We start from the raw sequence: 16,333 nt of genomic DNA, 5'->3' as shown, positions 1-16,333 counted from the left end.
ATTCGTCAGGGTAACATAACCGTTTCGAATAGTGAGATTATGAGTAAGCTGCTTGAGGAATATATTGCAGCTCACAAAGACGAAATCGTGGAGATTCCTGATGCCGTGTATAAGAACTACGTGGAGAAAGGTCGGCGCACTGTGAAGAAACGGATGGCAACGATCGAGCGGAAGAGGCGTGATCTAAAGTAGCGGAATTCTTCCCTTCACAATTCAACATTTTCAGCCAGTGTAGGTACAGATAGCAATACGGCAGGGGATTCTGTTCCTTGCCGTTTTTCTTTACTCCATAGTGAAGGTGCGGGCCGGTGCTGCGGCCGGTGTTGCCGACCAACCCGATTACCTGACCGATATGGACAGTTCCATTGTCAGTGACCTTAATTTGGCTTAAATGTCCGTAAACCGTCGTGAATCCGTAGGCATGTGTTAGCTTGACGAATTTTCCGATTACTTTATTTTCTCCGACTTCCGCCACTGTGCCGTCGGCCGTAGCATATACTCGTTCGCCCAGTATTCCCGGAAGGTCTACGCCTGAATGATGTTTGTATTCGTTCAGGATCGGATGAAGCCGCTGGCCGTATGCTGAACTTACCGGGATATGGCGAAGATCCTCGGCCTGCAACGGCGAGATGCAAGGTATCCGGGTGATTACCTTATTCGGCTGCATGAGGAGCATGATGGTTTTTTCGACCTGTTGATAGTTCGAAGCCATATTCAGCAACTTGTCGATTTTTGCTTGTCCGGAGGGAGTAAGCCCTGCGAACAAGGTGATTATGCAGAGATACACGATATTCATAGCTTCGTAAGTTTGCAACCCACAAATGTCGATCTGACAGCTTTCCCCGGAGTACCATCCTTTTTCAGCGGGTGATAGTAGTAGTGTATACTTCCGTCAGCCTTTTCGATGTAGCAGCCGCAAATCACCCCGCGTACACTTTTCCAGCCTATGTCGATATGGACATGATCGCCGTCCATATATTCGCGGTCATTGAGGTGCGCGGCATCGAGCTGCGCAATACGATTCTCCAGTTCTTTTCTCTGGCTCAGATATTCGCTATCAGTCATGGTTAATCGTTATTTTGTAAGTTGTATTTATCTGCAAGGAGTTCCAGGGCTTCCCAGATTACGCCCCGCATACATCCATGGTAGCCGGCCATCTTCAGGCGTTTGTCCAGGATGATTAGGTGTTGCTCGTCGAGGTCGATCGTGACCTTTTTCGCAAAGAGCGTTCTTTTTTTGCGGGAAATACCTTCCGTGGCAATAGCGTCTAATGACTTGAAAATGCTGTCTGATTTCATATCGCTCTTTATTTTTCAATACGCGGGCGTATTTCTTGGAAAAATGTCTCCATGTCGCAGGCCCCGTTGGATTTGGGGTCGTAATCGAATATTGAGATATGCTTGAGTTCGGCCTGCTTGAAGGCCTCGCATTGACGGATACGAGCTTCGCAGGTCTTGATGTCCAGACCATGCTTTTTGAGCATATCCTTCACCGTTTTTACTGCTCTGGTGCGTTCGGACACCATCGTCAGCAGAATTCCCAGAATTTCAATATGTGGGTTGGCGCTCTCCTTGATCTCGTCGATGCGGTCTATGATGTTCCGGAGGCCATCGTACGCAAACTGCCCGGATGTAAGCGGAATCAAAACGTAATCTGCCGCCGTCAGTGCATTCGTTACTATCATATCGAGGGCCGGCGGGCAGTCGATTATACAGTAGTCGTATAGTGCTGTAAAGCCACTGGACACGAGTTTATTTCTCAGAACAGAGTGCCAGGCCATTTGGCCTATCAACCTGAAATTGATTGTGGCGGTTTCCATGTCGGAAGAAATAATATGCAGGTTGTCGGAGATTGCGTAGGGTTGGGGAGCAGCCTTACCGATGAACAGTTGGTAGATGTTTCTTTCGGACTGGGCGTTGAAGAAACGGGACAGGTTGGCCTGGTGATCCGTGTCGAGCAGGAGAACTCGCTTGTCCTCGGATGCGAGGCGGTGCGCCAGGTTGATCGCGGTTGTGGTCTTGCCAACCCCGCCTTTCAGATTTGTGATCGTGATCGTTTTCATAGTAAGCGGTTTTTGAAGGTTATTAAAAAAGATCTTGTTGTACTGCGAGTTTGCTGTATTTCTCCGTTTCGATGATGCGCTCCATGGTGCTGACATAGTATGCCTTTTTGTCGAGGACTTCGTCATTGCCGGCGATGTTGGCTATTAGCAGGTTATGCTTGCGCCAGACGTAATTGTAATTGCGGATATTGACTTTCCGCGTAAGCGCCAGCGCCGTAGCTCTCGTAATATGCATGGAATCAACCATTGTCGAGAGCATCTTATCCCGGAGTCGGTTATATTCGTCGTAACTGTTTTGTCGGTTGTTTGCCGAATAGATATTGAAGATCAAAAGGTAAGGATCTTGCTCGCCTTTCTTGAAACATTCAGCCAGACCGAACCAATGATTAGAGTTCCCTCGGAGTGCGTTTTCGGCCTCTTTGAGAATGCGGTTCCGAAAGTCGTAGTAGCGCCGGAATTTATTGCCGACACATAAGATCTTCCGGAGGGTAGAATAACTTACGACCCATTTGCCTGCATCTGCCGATCTGCAAATCTGCAAATAGATTTTGGTTGTATAGATATTCTTGAATTTTTCGAGGGAGCGCTGAAGCAATCTTGTAAAGCCGAACTGGGGAGTGACCATGCATGCAGCTACCTCGATCGGGAAGAAAAAATGTACCAATTCCCGGCGTTTGTTCTTCTCGTCCCGACTTATGGCTACATACGTGCAGAGCGGCCCCTTGCCATGTAGTGTTTTACGGAACTGATGTGACCATTTGGGGTAATCGACTTGGATAGTAGGCATGGCAATCAAAGCGGCCCGTAATTCTTCGTAATAATGTCGCAATACGCCGAAAGAGGCGAGGGGAAGTACGATTTCCACCTCGTTTCGTTCTTGGTATACGCTTACGCAGTCCATATTGGCGATTCCCGATGTTTTGTTCTTAATATTACCTTGGATTACCGGTTGGAGTAGTTCCGTGATTTTCAACAATGCCTGCAACTGGATGAATTTATAGTCGTAACGCATGTCGATAAAGAAATTCGGTTGTGTGAGCTTCGGTTGCTTTTTGATGTCGGCAGCCAATGTTTTCAGTTCTTCTTCGTCGAGCGCACAATCGTCGCTGACCACACAATACCCGATGTCTGTCTTTATCTTGTGATTCACGGCTTCGTCAATAGCGGTTATTTATGAGACGCTGCTTTCAGGTTAGAGCACTCCTTCGAGAGCGCATCGTATGTCTCGACCATCTGCATGATTGCCTTTTTGTATGATCGGGAGAAAGTTATTCCCTTGATAAGATTGAGAGTTGCTATCTCCTCTGGGGTGCTGAAGGTTATTGTGACCTTGTTCTGTACTGCACCCCAAAAGTTGGACACTTTTGGGGTGTTTTTTATGAAATATAATTATGAGATTCGTTTAAAGGCCGTAAAACTGGTACTCGAAGGCGGACTTTCGGTTAGGGAAGCCGGATGTCACTTGGGCTGTGGCCGCTCGCAAGTTCACTTGTGGGTAACATTATTCGAGCGCCATGGCCTTGCCGGCCTTAAGCTGCGCCACGGTAGCTACAGTGCAGAATTTAAGTTGTCAGTTTTGAAGCATATGCACCAAAATCATCTATCTTTGCTGGAGACAGCAGTGCATTTCGGCATTCCGGGCCCTTTTGTTATTCGTCAATGGGAGCGGCTCTATCAAAACCAAGGTGCTGAAGGCCTGCGGCGTAAACCGCAAAGAAGGAGGCCGGCCATGAGTAAATCGAAGACTAAAAAAGTCAAACTCAAAACGACTCCGCACGAAGAGTTGCTTAAGGAACTGGAGTATCTTCGTGCCGAGAATGCTTACTTAAAAAAATTGCAGGCCTTAGTCGAGGAGCGCATTGTCCGCGAGAGCGGGAAAGAGCCCAAGCCATCGAAGGACTAAGGCCGCAGTGCCGGCTTTCAGTATTGCTCAAAGCCGCAGGGATGGCGCGAAGCACATTTTATTATCACTTCAGAAAATCAAAACAACCCGATAAATATGCTCGCGAAAAAGAGAGTATTATAAGGTTATATCACGAACATAAGGGGCGTTATGGTTATCGGCGCATTACCGTTGAAATGAATAAGATCGGATATGCGATAAATCACAAAACCGTACTTAAGCTGATGAATATTTGCGGGATAAAAAGTCAGGTCAGGCTCCGTAAATACTGTTCATACAAAAGGACAGATCGGACGGATAGCGCCCAATCTTCTGCAACGCGACTTTGCAGCCGAAAAACCGAATCAGAAGTGGGTTACTGACCTTACGGAATTTTCGGTTTGCGGCGTAAAGTTATATCTATCGCCGATTATGGACTTATATAACCGGGAGATTATTAGCTATAAAATAGCTGAACGCCCTAACTTTATGCAGATCATGAAGATGCTGGACGATGCGTTTGCCAGAATACCGGATTCTCCGGGTATTGTCTTGCATTCCGACCAGGGCTGGCAGTATCAGATGAAGCAGTATCAGCTCCGTTTAAGACAGAAAGGTATTACACAGAGCATGTCGCGCAAGGGTAACTGTCTGGATAACGCTGCTATGGAAAGTTTCTTTGGATTATTGAAGTCCGAATTATTATATTTGCAAAAATTCTCATCCATAGACCATTTCCGAAAAGAATTGGAAGAATATATCGACTACTACAATAACAAGCGGATAAAGAAATACTTAAACAACATGAGCCCGGTACAATACCGAACTCATGCCATCTAAACAAATACTAATCCGTCCAATATTTGGGGTGCACTTCATTCTGTGTGACGCAAGTTTTAGCAGCCATAACGCAATATTTTTTATTAATCTTTTGGAACCCATCTTCCATCAATATCTTGCTCGTACCTACGCTCGTGGCGTTTCCACTCATAGTAAAGCGTGCCATCTGGGTTGTAGGCTTTGACCCATTCGATATTTCCATACTTGCTTTGAAGGGCGGATAATATCCCGCCGTTCTTAACCTGATTCTTACTGCAATTATTCCAATATCTGACTTTGCAATTTGGGCAATTATAGATGATTTTCTTACCATGGGTTGCGTTGTATTCGCAAGCCGGGCACAGACTTTTATACATGACCTTCACTGTCCTTTCGGCAGTGTCATAGGCTTTGAGTTTGCGATCCCGCTCCTTCATGTAGGCTCGGAACTCTTCGCGTGTCAGTGGTTTATTTCCGGGCATAGTTGAATAATTTTTATAAAGCAAGGGCGCTGAGATAACTTTCTGCAATGCGCCCTTGCTGTCCGAAGTAGACGTTTTGTTTGTTGGCCTTGTCATACATCGCTCGTGAGAACCTGTACTTACGACCAATGCGCGAATTGTGACCATCTACTTCGCTGCCCTCTGTAAGACCGTCACGGCGTTACCTTGAGGGCCAAGAGCTTTTCTCTTTTTTGCGGTCAGAGATTGATTTTGCTCCTGAATATGTATAAATTGAACTGTCTGTATCAAAGATTTGGGTCGCAATTTTTCATCCAGCTCATTTCGACGGTAGAGTATTTTCTCCCCGTTTGACATGGTTGTGCGGGTGTACTTCTGTATGTCGATTTGCTTGAGGTAGTAGTAGAATGTTCTGGGCGATATTCCACAGTATCGCGCAGCCTGTACGCCATTTAGGAATTCGAGCTGCTGGAGTTCCTTCATGGACATTTCGCTTCCGCGTTTGCGTTTACGTCGTTTGATAGTTTCCTGTGCCATGCTATTTTACCCTTACTATCGTGAAAGAATGATCTTCTTTACACGTTTTAGTTGAAAATTTTCTTCCGGGCCATTTTTTGAGAAATCTCTTGATCGCTTGGCGGGCGTTGGCTGCAGTATTGTCAATGTTTTGAAAACTCAGGGAGGCATCAACTTCCAGATTTTTCAGGTATTTTTCCCAGCCAGCTGTGCTTGGTATTTCGCAGAATGATATTTTTTTGCCCATTTCGCTTGGCTTTCAGTGGTTTTTATTATATCTTTACCCAGTTTATTGTGGTACTTGAATGTAGTACGCATGTATCACAATGCAAAGTTGCAAAAGATTTCGCCAAAATGCAAGAAAAAGAGCAAAAGATTTCGCCGATCAAACAAAGAATTTTGCAATTTGCTGATAATCTTAATATTAGCAAACGCGAATTTTATGCGAAAATAGGCGTGTCTCGTGGTACACTGGAATCAAAGACGGGTATTACTGAAGATGTATTGGCGAAATTTATTGCAACATTCCCTGACGTGTCGATTGAATGGTTGATGCAGGGCAAGGGAAGAATGAAAGTTGATAAAGAGGTCGTAGATAATGTTGCAACTGATACTACTGTGGGGATGATTCTTCATCGTGATGAACAGCTGATTCGAGAAAATGAACGGTTAAAAATTCATGTAGAAGAATTGGAGCGAAAATTAGGTCTGAATAACACCCCCCCCCACGCAATAGGCGCGCAATTAGCTGATATGTAGGTGTTTGTGGCGTTTTTTTTAATTGTTGATATTATACTAATTTTTTATTACCGGTTTTGCAAAAAAGTTACATACATTAGCTAACATAAAGCCCGCTAATTGATTAGGTGGTTTAGGCAATTTGCCTTACAAGCAGGAGGTCTGCGGTTCAAATCCGCTTGTTCCCACCAATGAAAATCAGACAGTTGCAGGAGTGCGGCTGTCTTTTTTCATGCCCTCGGCGGAGGGGCTTCCCATGAGGTTTGCGTGGAACGGGTAGACTGCACGGTGAACCGACGGCCGAGGTCCGATGGGCATGCGCGTATGTGCAGCGGATTTGTGTTGTCAAAAAAACGCCGCGCCAGCGGGACCGGCGCGGCGTGAATATCCTCGTTGTCGGTTAGAATTTGTAGTAGAATCCGAATTTCAGATCGGACGAGGAGAGTTTCAGGCCGAAGGCCTCGCCGCTGCCGCCGTTGAAGTAGTCCTTGCGGTAGCCGAGGAAGCCGACCTGCGTCAGGAAGCTGAAGTGCTCGTTGATCTTCACGCTCAGTCCCGGTGTAATACCGGCCTGAAAGCCCTCGTGATCGCAGCAGGCGAAGCCTACGCCGCCGTCGAGGAAGAGCGACAGAATCCCCTTGTTATAATATTTGTAACGGGCATAGGGCGACGCCGTGAAGACGTTGGCGCTGCCGCCGTCCTTTACTTTCAGGTACTCGTAACCGAGCGCCACGCCCACCGACCATCTCTTGTTGAAATCGTAGCCCGCTTCGGGAGCGATCGAGAACGAATCGGTTTTGACGCCTTCCGTCTTGTCGTGCCAGTAGCCCAGCTTGCCGCCGATCCACAAACCTTTCTCCTGCGCCGAAGCTTTGTCGGCCGCCGTAAAGCTTGCAGCTGCTGCAAGCAGTACGATAATGATTTTCTTCATCTTTGTTGCGTTTTTAGTTTGACTGAAAAATGGAGCTGTTTTTCTGTTCCGAAAGCAAAGAAACAGCGCGGATTTCTTACGTGCAAATAAATTCAACGAACCGGATGTTTCTAAAAATCAACGCATAGAATTTATAAATTGAACGATCGGCCTATGCCGGCGAAAGTGCGGAAAAGGGGACCGCGGGGTAAAAAATCAGGCTGCAAGGGATCTCTTGCAGCCTGATTCGGAGGATGAGTTGTGTGCGGCTTACCGGTGCGAGCGTTTGGCGACGAAGAGCGCCAGAATGAACGATACGGCCGACGCGGCGATCCAGAAGACGATCGCCGCGTCGAAATTGTAGCTCGTCACGCCGTCCAGCTCCGTTTTGCCGGAGTTGATGAGCCAGCCGCTGACGATATCCTGCAGGCCGGCGCCGACGTAGCTCGCCATGCCGACGATTCCCAGCGCTGCGCCCGTCGCTTCGCGCGGTACGATGTCGATGGCCATCAGGCCGCCCAGAAAACAGATCAGCACGCCGATCGCCACGCCGAACAGAATCATGCTGAGGATATTGACGACCAGCCCGTCGCCGGAGTAGAGGAACAGGCAGAGCGCGACGGTGTTCAGCACGCCGAAGCCGAAGGCCAGCACGTTGCGCCGCCCGTAGAAGAAGGCGTCGGAGAGCCAGCCCGAAAAGACCGTGCCCACGATGCCGCAGAGCGCATTGACCGAAATGACCTGCGTGGCCGCGGCCAGCGTATAGCCTTTGATCTCCTGCAGGAAAAGCACGCCCCAGCCGTTGATCGCATAGCGGCTGATATACATGAACGCGCTGGAGAGCGCCAGCACCCAGACCAGCGGATTGCGGATCACGGAGCGTTGCAGGTCGGAAGTTTTGCCGTGGTCGCGGGGCGTGCCGGGAGTCTCTTCGCCGGTCAGCTCCTCGATCGGGGGCAGCCCTTTCGATTCGGGGGTGTCGTGCATCAGCAGTACGATCGTCAGTACGCCGAGCACGCCGGCGACCGACGAGCCTACGAATCCCCATTGCCAGCCGAAGAAGCCGACGACCGCGCCGACGAACAGGAACGACAGGAATTCGCCGAGGTTGTGGCTGGCGCTGAAGAATCCGTAGTAGGTGCCCCGCTTGCTGAGCGGGTACCACCGCGAGAGGGCGATGATGGCCGGGGGCGCGCCCATCGACTGGCTCCAGCCGTTGACGCCCCACATGACGGCGAAGGCGACGAACAGCACCATGTTGCCGACGATGCCGCCTCCGTTGGCCAAGCCGAGGATGCCGACCAGCAGGTTGGCGACCGCCGATACCGCAAGACCCGCGGCCATGAAGCGTTTGATGTTGCTGTGGTCGGAGAGGAATCCGTTGACGAATTTGCCGATGGCGTAGGCGAACAGCAGCGCCGAACCGATGACGCCCAGCTGCGTGGCGTCCAGCGCCCCGCTTTCGAGGATGGGCTTTTTCACCACGTTGAGACTCGTGCGGCAGACGTAATAGAGACTGTAGCCGACGGTGCCGGCGATGAAGCTCTGCCAGCGGAGTTTTTTGTAGAGACGCATCATGGCGTCGTCGTCCTTCGGCAGACGCGGCGCCGGTGCGCTTTTTCTGAAAAATGAGAGTATTGACATAAGCAGGTTGGTTGCGTTATCAGGTTAATCGGAGTCTTACCGCTTCGTGAATTCCAGTTCGACCTGCACGGGGAAGTGGTCCGATGGAGTCCGGGCCCGGAATTTCCGCTCCCCGCCGTCCGGGTTTTCCGAACGGTAGGTGTCGGTCAGGATTCCGTAGCGGAGCACCCGGAAGCCCGGCGTTACGAAGAGGTAGTCGATGCGGCGGAAGGTCTTGATGTCGGGGTCGAACCAGTTTTCGGTGCCTGTTTCGGCATAGCGGATTTCGGCCGTGTCGTAGGTGTCGGACAGGATGCCGGAGTCGCGCAGGATCGCGTAGCTCCGGCTCGTTTCGCCCACGTTGAAGTCGCCCGTGAGGATGACCCGCTCGCCGCGGCACAACTCTTCGATCTTCGCCAGTATCAGGCGGCAGCTCTCGGCCTGAGCCTGTTCGCCGCGGTGGTCGGTGTGGGTCGTGAAGAACCAGAACCGCTGACGGCTCTGTCTGTCATAGAACCGGCCCCATGTGCAGATGCGGACGTATTTGGCGTCCCAGCCCTTGCCGGGCTTCGAGGGGTCTTCAGAGAGCCAGAAATGGCCCGAATCGAGCAGTCGGAAGCGGCCGCGCTTGTAGAAGATCGCGGAGTATTCGCCGCCTGCGGCCCCGTCGTCGCGTCCGACGCCGACGTAATCGTAGCCGGGCAGCGCCGCGAGCATGCCCTGCAGCTGGCTGTGGAAGACCTCCTGCGCCCCGAAGATGTCGAAGTCGTGGAACCGGATCAGCGACGAGATCACCGGGAGACGCCGCTCCCAGCCGTTGCCCTCGGCCGTGTCCTTGGCGTTGAGCTGGCGGATGTTGTAGGTCGCGGCCGAGAAACTCTGCGCCGCGGCGTTGAAGGCCGTCACGCATGCGACGGCCATGCAGATCAGTAATTTGTTCATGTCGCTCGGTTATTTGCGCCGTCCCTGCGCTTCGAGGTAGCGGATCAGCAGTTCGGGCCGGTCGGTCTGGATGATCGAAGCGCCCATGTCCAGCAGGCGGCCGTACACCTCGTCCGGCGATTCTGTGAAGGCCTTGTCGTCGCTCAGACCGCCGCAGAGCGAGTCCCAGAGCGAATTGACCCACAGTTTCGAACCGCCTGCGACGACCTGCCGCATGCAGGCTTCGACTTGGGGCGTATAGTCGTCCCAGCACACTTCGTAAGCCAGCGGGACGACGCCCTTCGAGGCATATTCCTCGAAAAGCTCCCTGCCCTGCGGCTTGAGGATGTCGATGATCGGCATGTACATCATGTTGTGTCCGTATTCCGCGAATTTTGCAGAGACGGTCTCCACCGGACGTTTGCCTTTGATGAGCACCTGATCCGTGACGCCCAGCTCCTCGGTGATGGCGAGCGCGAGGTCGTAATATTCGTAGCCTTGGTCGATATTCACCGCGATGCGGTCCTTGCAGACGGCGAGCGCTTCGCGCAGGGTCGGCATTTTGAGCGAGGTCTTCACGCCGTGGCCGGTTTTCAGCACGCAGCGCCGGATCGAGTCGTAGGTGATGTCGCACACGCGGCCGCGGCCGTTGGTCGTGCGGTCGATCGTCTTGTCGTGGCACAGGACCAGCACGCTGTCCTTGGTGAGCTTGAGGTCCAGCTCCATGATGTCTACCCCCATGCCGATCACCGATTCAATCGCTGGGATGGAGTTTTCGGGCCAGTTGCGCCAGTCTCCGCGGTGCGAGACCACCACGACGTACCGTGACGAGGGGTTGTGGAGTTCCGCGCGGACGAACCGGGCTTTGTCCGTCGTTTCGGCCGCCGGCTGCGAACAGGCGTACAGACCGGCTGTTGCGCAGAGGATGAGTAGGTAACGTTTCATTTCGTTCGGTTTAAAAAGGGAGAACCGGAAAGTTCCGGTTCTCCTGAAGAGTTATTTTTCCAGTACGGGATAGCTCTCCGATGCCGTCCACTTGCGCAGGACGACGTCGGGCTTGCCCGGCAGCGTTGCCGCCGGGGTGTCGTTGAAGAGCGTTGCGCCGGCGTTGAGCGCTGCGGCGAAGTTTGCGCACGACTCGCCGCTCGAAGGTACGGTGACGGCGCCCGACTTCATCTCGTCGAGCGAGAGCAGGGCGAAGGTCGTCTTTTTCCAGACCGTTCCGGCCGCCTTGTCGCTGCCGACGGCGGAGTTCGCCGCAGACTTGGACGGACATGCCGAGTTGCCGTAGATGTTCTGCAGGTTGCCTTTCTTGCTGTAACCCACCACCGATGCGTAGGAGCTGTTGGCTGTGATCTTTTCCACGGTCGAGTAGCAGTTGATGACGAAGCTGTCGTCGCTGACGATGCCGGCGATGCCGCCGACGTCGTTGTGTTTCGCTTCGAGTTGGTCCACCCGGCTGTAGCAGTTGATGACATAGCGGCCCAAGCCGTCGTCGCCTTTGGCGATCTGGCCGACGATGCCGCCCATGTTGGGGTCTTTCGGGGCGTCGGTCTTCATCGTGCCGCCGAGGTTGGCGCAGTTGACCAGCGTACCCTTGTTCTGGCCCGCGATGCCGCCGATGGTCTTGGCTCCGGTGCCGCCCGTGATGTCGCCCTTGAAGGTCGCCCCGTCGATGACGCCGGCGTTTATGCCGACGATGCCGCCCGCGATCTCGAATTCGGTCGAAAGCGCACCTTCGACGGCCAGATCGCGGATCGTGCCCTTGTTGGCGCCGAATACGCCGCAGGATTTGCCCGGAGCGACGATCTTCACATTGAGGAGCTTATGTCCCGCACCATCGAATTCGCCCTCGAAGTAGATCGTGTTGTCGGCCGTGAAGGAGATCGGCGTGAGGTTCTTGTTGTCGAAGTCGATGTCGGCCGTGAGACGGTAGTAGGCCGCCGATGTGTAGACGGCGTCTTCGGCCTGCCGGTTGATCGACGCGGCGACCGTGTTCCAGTCGCTCACGGAGTTGAGCTGCCACGGGTCCGCGGCCGTTCCGGAACCCTCGACCACGTCGGGTGCGGGTTTCTCGTAGTCGGTGTCGAACTGAATCGTCAGGGGGCAGTGGTCCGAAGGGTAGATGTTGCCGTAAACGGTGTTGTCCACCTTGTAGGATTTTAGCTCCACGTCGCCGCGCGAGTAGATGTAGTCGATGCGCGCCGTGGCCTGCGTGAGGTCGGCTGTGATTTTGTGGCCGTTGAAGGTGCCGACGGGACCGCTGATGAAATCCGATTCCACCGTGAGGAACGAGTCGTTCCAATGGGTGCGGAGCGTCTTCGACGAGGCGTCGTCCATGGCGGCGTTCATGTCGCCGACCAGAATCGAGGGGATGCCGTCGGGGTTATACATCTTTTCGCGCTCGATCAGCAGTTTGGCGCCCTCGGCGCGCGCCGTGGCGCCCAGCGGGGCGTGGGTGACCATCATAAAGAACTGCTTGTTATACAGTTTGTCGGTCACCATGGCGCAGGCGGCGATGCGGTGATAGCCCAGCTCGTCCCAGCCGTAGCTCATTTCGTCGGGCGTGGGCGAAATCCAGAAGAAGTGCTTGTCGGTCAGCTCGAAACGTTCGGGGTTGTAGGCGATGCCCAGCGCTTCGCCGCTGACGCCGTCCTGCGAGTCGCGGCCCACGAACCACCATTCGTATTTGCCGCCTTGCTGCCCGACGAGCGTCGGCAGCTCGTTCTGGATCGTTCCGTTGGCCTCTTGGAAGCCGAAGATGTCCCATTTGTTTTTGACGATCGACTGCGCCAGCACCGTGCGGCGGTTGGTCCACAGGTAGTCGCCCGTGCCCTTGCTCGAAATCCAGAGGTTGTAGCTGCCGAGCGTGAGCGTCTGCTCGGTGATGTCGGGTTCGCGGGAGGGCGTGTCGTCCTCGTAGTACTTGTCGTTGAGTACCGTTTTGAAATCGTCGGCGCATCCGGCTGTCAGGGTGCAGAGCGCCGCGAACATCGCGAGAATTATTGTTTTTTTCATGTTCAGGTTCCTTATATTTCCCGGAAGGCGGGGCGGCCCTGCGGACCGCCGCCCCTCCGGAATTCTACATTCGGTTATTTCTGGTAGTTGCTGTGACGTGCGTTCTGTCCGTACTGCGACCACGCCGAAGCTGCGGGCGAAGTGACGCCGGGCAGCGCTACGGAGTAAACCTTGAGCGCACCTGCCGCCGAGTCCTTGCCGAGGAAGTAGGAGTAGCCCCATTCGGAGATCGTCGGCGAGCCGTCCACCGAGTCGGCCAGATGCTCCTTGTAGCGGAGTTCGCCCTCGGCGCTCAGCACGACGTAATCGCCCGTCTTGGTGCAGAGGTGGATCTGGCCGAGATTATCGACGGCCGGGATGCTGTTGCTTGCCGCGTCGAGCGTGTACGACCAGCGGGTCGAACCGTTCGAGGTGTTCAGCGCGTAGACCACCGAGGGGGTGGCCTTGTCGGCGACGATGTAGAGCGTCGTGCCGTCGGCGCTGAGCGATGCGCCCGTCTGCTGGAATCCGTCGGGCAGGTTCACGCTCCATTTCGGGGTCTTCTTCGACGATGCGGTGAGGTTCGTGCAGTCGAAGCTCGCGAGGTTCCAAGTGCCCGATCCTTCGGCGATGCCGGGAAGGTAGACGCAGTTGTCGGCATCGACGCAGGGCTGGCAGCGGCCGGCCGAGAGAATCTTGTTGGGAGCGAACGTGTCGGAGGTCGGAACCGGCGACCAGACGAACGATGCGTCGGGAACCATGATGCCGTAGCCGTACTGGGCGGTGTTGGTGAAGATCACCACGCCGTTCTTGAGCGCGATCGTGCCGGAGGTGCCGCCGCCGTTGGCCGGGGTGGCCGTAGCGGTGTTCTTGCCGGTGCCCTTCTCGAATCCGCGGATCGCGCCGTTGGTGCCGCGGCTGCCGACGATGACCATGCTCGGACTGATGCAGGGCGTCGAGAAGGCGATGCGCGCCGCCGGGGCGTAGGCCGTCGTGTTCTTCCAGAGCACCGAACCCGTCGCGCCGTCGAACGCATAGACGAGCGATGCCGACGAGGAGCCGCCGTATCCGTGCGCCACCCAGTAAACCGTGCCGTCGGTGTCCACCGAAGGATAGGAGATTTCGCTCTTGAGGTATACGCCGTCTTTTGCCATGGCGTCGTATTCCCATACCTTGGCGCCGTCGGTGTTGAGCGCGACCATTTTGCCGTCGCCCGATACCGAATAGATATAGCCCATGTCGCTCGCGGCCACGACGCTCGCCGCGCAGAGCGCATCGGCGGAGGCTACCGCAGTGGACCAGAGCAGCGTGAAGGCGTTGACGTCGCCTGCGCGGACGTTGATGGCCTTGGAGGTGCTGTTCGAGCCGCCGCGGTCATCGGTCACGGTCAGCTGGACGTTGAACATGCCCATTTGTTCGAACGTGTAGGTCGCGTTGATGTCCGTCGAGGTCGTGCCGTCGGGGAAGAGCCATTCGCGCGACACGATTTCGCCGTCGGAATCGGTCGATTTGTCCGTAAAGGTCACGGTCGTGCCGATGCTGATCATCTGGGGCGAGTAGCTGAAGTCGGCCGTCGGCAGCACGTTGTCCGCAAGGACGGTGATTGTTCTGGTCGTCGTGGCGCGGTTGCCGTCGGCGCCCCATGCCGTGAGGGTGACCGTGTAGTCGCCCGGACGGTTGTAGACGATCGGGTCGGGAGCGGCCTCCTCGGACCAGTTGCCCTCTCCGGCGAAGCCGAAGTGCCAGAAGTATTCGGAAACGGTCGTCCCTTCCGCCGTGGTCGTATTGGTGAAGGTGACCGGAGTGATGCCCGCGATGATCTCCTCTTCGCCGAACGTGAAGCCGGGAGTGATGACCGAGTTGTAGGCCTTGTCCATCTCGCTGCTGTCCGAACATGCGACCGATGCGGAGAGCAACACGATACTCAGATATGATAGTATTCTTTTCATTGAAATTGATTTTTTGAAATTTTAAGGTTTAGCGTTTCCCTTTGTCTCTCAGGTATTCGTCCATCAGGGCGGGGTAGTCGCACTGGATCATGCGCAGGCCCGCGGCGACGAAGCCGTCCATCGTGACGGTGTTGCCGTTGCGGAAGGCCGCGCCCTCGTCGTCGAGCAGGTTCGAGACCGAAAGCCCTTTGGCATTGAGCGACGAAATCCATGCGCTGTTGACATAGCCCGTCGAGGTCTGGATCATGTAGACGGGGGCGAATGCCGACATGGCGGCCAGCGCCGAGGCGTTGTTGGCGTGCGGGGCGATGATTCCCGGCTGCTCCTGACGGGCCAGCCAAGCGGCTCTGTCGCTGTTGGTTCCGACATAGAACTGCACCCGGTCCAGACAGCCGCAGCGTTTGACGACCTCGTAGACCTTGGCGATGTCCACGTCGTCGCTGCCGCATTTGTCGAGGTTGAACCAGACCTTGCCGCGCAGCTCCGTGAGGACCTCCTCCAGCGTCGGAATCTGTTCGCCGGTCACCTTGCCGTCGGTGGTTTTCAGCCGGAATTTCCGCAGCTCCTCGCGCGTGAAGTTGATGACGTAGCCTTCGTCGCCGGCATAGGAGCTGTAGTCGGTGAACCGCTTGAGGTAGTTGTCGTGCAGACAGATGACCTGCCCGTCCTTGGTGATCTGGACGTCGGTTTCGATGAAGTCCACGCATCCCAGTTCGACGCACTTGCGGAACGCCGCCATAGAGTTGGGGGCCAGATCGTAGCCGTTGTTGAAGTTGCCGCGGTGGGCCATGATCCACATTTTGCCGGTGTCGAAATTCAGGCACGAGCGGCTCAGGGAAGCTCCTTCGACCGTGACGGTCTGCGTCAGGGTCTGCGTCGTGCCGTCCGTGTAGGAGATGGCGGCGCCGGCCCTGTACTGTCCGTCGGCTTCATACCGGTGTTCCACCCGCTGCGTCGGGTCGGTCACGCGCTGCGCCGCGCTGCCGTCGCCGAAATTCCAGACGACGCTCGACACGCCGGGGATGCGGCTGAGCGCGAAGGCGACCTGCTCCATCCGGGCCGGATGGTCGTTGCTGACGACGATCGCGGCCTCCGTATCGGCGACGGCGACCGTGGCCGAGAGTTCGGTCATCGGGCCATGCAGCCGGGTGACGGTCGCCCTGACCGTGTAGGTGCCGGCCGTCCGGTAGGTGTGTTCGGCCGATTCGTCTGCGCCCGAAGTCGCGGTCGCGCCGTCGCCGAACATCCACAGCACGCTGCGGACGTTATCCGGACTGCCTTCGAGCGAGAAGACGACTGCGGCGTCCCTGACCGGAACTGCGGGCGTCCAGACGATGGTCTGAGTCCCGTTTTCCGGTCCGGGGGCCTCCGTGCCGCCGTCGGAGCAGGCAGCGAGCGGCCCGCACGCGATCGCCCAGAGGATCAATATGATTCTGTTTGTGAATCGCATGACGT

General features: G+C 55.0%; 18 protein-coding genes and 1 pseudogene. 4 read left to right on the top strand and 15 right to left on the bottom strand.

Going from position 1 to position 16,333, the window contains the following annotated elements; translation table 11 throughout:
* Positions 1-37: 37 nt before the first annotated feature.
* From ALFI_RS16395 to ALFI_RS03175, 5 genes are read right to left on the bottom strand one after another with little or no spacing between them, the layout of a single operon-like run.
* Positions 38-796, bottom strand: a complete 759-nt coding sequence (locus ALFI_RS16395) for a M23 family metallopeptidase (protein ID WP_014774738.1) — start codon at positions 794-796, stop codon at positions 38-40.
* Entirely contained in the window at positions 793-1,065 is a 273-nt protein-coding gene (locus ALFI_RS03190) for a hypothetical protein (RefSeq protein WP_014774737.1), read from the bottom strand. Before ALFI_RS03190 ends, ALFI_RS16395 begins: the two co-directional genes overlap by 4 nt.
* 2 nt (positions 1,066-1,067) lie before the next feature.
* Positions 1,068-1,298: a hypothetical protein gene (locus ALFI_RS03185; protein ID WP_014774736.1), complete on the bottom strand. Its 231-nt coding sequence runs from the start codon at positions 1,296-1,298 to the stop codon at positions 1,068-1,070.
* A gap of 8 nt (positions 1,299-1,306) precedes the next feature.
* Positions 1,307-2,062, bottom strand: a complete 756-nt coding sequence (locus tag ALFI_RS03180) for a ParA family protein (protein ID WP_014774735.1) — start codon at positions 2,060-2,062, stop codon at positions 1,307-1,309.
* A 22-nt stretch (positions 2,063-2,084) separates the two neighbouring features.
* Positions 2,085-3,212: a replication initiation protein gene (locus tag ALFI_RS03175; protein WP_014774734.1), complete on the bottom strand. Its 1,128-nt coding sequence runs from the start codon at positions 3,210-3,212 to the stop codon at positions 2,085-2,087.
* 228 nt (positions 3,213-3,440) lie between these two features.
* On the opposite strand from ALFI_RS03175, the gene ALFI_RS03170 reads away from it, so the two are divergent.
* From ALFI_RS03170 to ALFI_RS03165, 3 genes and pseudogenes are all read left to right on the top strand, one after another.
* Positions 3,441-3,965, top strand: a complete 525-nt coding sequence (locus tag ALFI_RS03170; protein WP_032558195.1) for a helix-turn-helix domain-containing protein — start codon at positions 3,441-3,443, stop codon at positions 3,963-3,965.
* A gap of 41 nt (positions 3,966-4,006) precedes the next feature.
* Entirely contained in the window at positions 4,007-4,327 is a 321-nt protein-coding gene (locus ALFI_RS17735) for an IS3 family transposase (RefSeq protein ID WP_155835629.1), read from the top strand.
* Positions 4,251-4,784 (top strand): annotated as a pseudogene (locus ALFI_RS03165) (IS3 family transposase); the annotation flags it as partial. The gene ALFI_RS17735 and the pseudogene ALFI_RS03165, both read left to right, overlap by 77 nt.
* An 83-nt stretch (positions 4,785-4,867) precedes the next feature.
* Here ALFI_RS03165 and ALFI_RS03160 read toward each other — a convergent pair.
* The 3 genes from ALFI_RS03160 to ALFI_RS03150 all read right to left on the bottom strand — a co-directional run bounded on the left by ALFI_RS03160 (position 4,868) and on the right by ALFI_RS03150 (position 5,987).
* Positions 4,868-5,245 (bottom strand): hypothetical protein, encoded by a 378-nt coding sequence (locus ALFI_RS03160; protein ID WP_014774732.1) that lies wholly within the window; start codon positions 5,243-5,245, stop codon positions 4,868-4,870.
* A gap of 147 nt (positions 5,246-5,392) precedes the next feature.
* Positions 5,393-5,761: a MerR family transcriptional regulator gene (locus ALFI_RS03155; RefSeq protein ID WP_022331882.1), complete on the bottom strand. Its 369-nt coding sequence runs from the start codon at positions 5,759-5,761 to the stop codon at positions 5,393-5,395.
* Position 5,762: 1 nt separating this feature from the next.
* Positions 5,763-5,987: a hypothetical protein gene (locus ALFI_RS03150; protein WP_014774730.1), complete on the bottom strand. Its 225-nt coding sequence runs from the start codon at positions 5,985-5,987 to the stop codon at positions 5,763-5,765.
* Positions 5,988-6,094: 107 nt separating this feature from the next.
* On the opposite strand from ALFI_RS03150, the gene ALFI_RS17235 reads away from it, so the two are divergent.
* On the top strand, positions 6,095-6,499 hold the full coding sequence (locus tag ALFI_RS17235) for a helix-turn-helix domain-containing protein (protein WP_193559105.1): 405 nt from the start codon (positions 6,095-6,097) through the stop codon (positions 6,497-6,499).
* A gap of 379 nt (positions 6,500-6,878) precedes the next feature.
* On the opposite strand, the gene ALFI_RS03140 is transcribed toward ALFI_RS17235, so the two are convergent.
* The 7 genes from ALFI_RS03140 to ALFI_RS03110 form a co-directional block, all read right to left on the bottom strand.
* Positions 6,879-7,409 (bottom strand): outer membrane beta-barrel protein, encoded by a 531-nt coding sequence (locus tag ALFI_RS03140; protein WP_014774729.1) that lies wholly within the window; start codon positions 7,407-7,409, stop codon positions 6,879-6,881.
* A 249-nt stretch (positions 7,410-7,658) separates the two neighbouring features.
* Positions 7,659-9,032: an MFS transporter gene (locus tag ALFI_RS03135; protein ID WP_014774728.1), complete on the bottom strand. Its 1,374-nt coding sequence runs from the start codon at positions 9,030-9,032 to the stop codon at positions 7,659-7,661.
* A 36-nt stretch (positions 9,033-9,068) separates the two neighbouring features.
* Positions 9,069-9,953, bottom strand: a complete 885-nt coding sequence (locus tag ALFI_RS03130) for an endonuclease/exonuclease/phosphatase family protein (RefSeq protein ID WP_009599054.1) — start codon at positions 9,951-9,953, stop codon at positions 9,069-9,071.
* A 9-nt stretch (positions 9,954-9,962) separates the two neighbouring features.
* Positions 9,963-10,877, bottom strand: a complete 915-nt coding sequence (locus ALFI_RS03125) for a glycerophosphodiester phosphodiesterase family protein (protein ID WP_014774727.1) — start codon at positions 10,875-10,877, stop codon at positions 9,963-9,965.
* A gap of 51 nt (positions 10,878-10,928) precedes the next feature.
* Positions 10,929-12,950 carry an endonuclease/exonuclease/phosphatase family protein gene (locus ALFI_RS03120; protein ID WP_042493188.1) on the bottom strand — a complete coding sequence of 674 codons (2,022 nt, stop codon included), beginning with the start codon at positions 12,948-12,950 and terminating at the stop codon, positions 10,929-10,931.
* A gap of 74 nt (positions 12,951-13,024) precedes the next feature.
* Positions 13,025-14,878, bottom strand: coding sequence for a PKD domain-containing protein (locus tag ALFI_RS03115; protein ID WP_014774725.1), 1,854 nt, complete (start codon positions 14,876-14,878; stop codon positions 13,025-13,027).
* A gap of 28 nt (positions 14,879-14,906) precedes the next feature.
* Positions 14,907-16,328 carry a glycerophosphodiester phosphodiesterase family protein gene (locus ALFI_RS03110; protein WP_014774724.1) on the bottom strand — a complete coding sequence of 474 codons (1,422 nt, stop codon included), beginning with the start codon at positions 16,326-16,328 and terminating at the stop codon, positions 14,907-14,909.
* Positions 16,329-16,333: the final 5 nt, after the last annotated feature.

Source organism: Alistipes finegoldii DSM 17242 (genome assembly GCF_000265365.1).
Taxonomy (GTDB): Bacteria; Bacteroidota; Bacteroidia; order Bacteroidales; family Rikenellaceae; genus Alistipes; species Alistipes finegoldii.
This window is presented reverse-complemented; position numbering and strand designations above follow the sequence as displayed.